The 215-nt window shown below is 40.5% G+C and carries 1 protein-coding gene; it reads right to left on the minus strand.

The features are described from left to right. Positions 1 to 199 (minus strand): lactate/malate family dehydrogenase (locus tag NE668_RS10190; RefSeq protein WP_442806941.1); only part of this gene is annotated, 199 nt, incomplete at its 3' end. Positions 200 to 215 lie beyond the last annotated feature (16 nt).

A 215-nucleotide genomic window follows, 5' to 3' on the forward strand; every position in this document is an offset into this window, starting at 1 on the left:
TGCTATCTACATCCAACTTTTCACTGATTATATATTTCAATCTTGCCGTATCAAGCACTGTACCGGAACCGATCACTCTTTCCTTTGGAAAACCGGATTCTCTAAGCGCTACTTCCGTTAAGATATCTACCGGATTCGACACGATGAGCAAAATTCCTTCACAGTTTACGCGTTTGATCTCTTTTATGATTGACCGCATAATCGCTGCATTTTTC

The sequence above is a fragment of the Veillonella parvula genome (assembly GCF_024461875.1).
Taxonomy (GTDB): Bacteria; Bacillota; Negativicutes; order Veillonellales; family Veillonellaceae; genus Veillonella; species Veillonella parvula_I.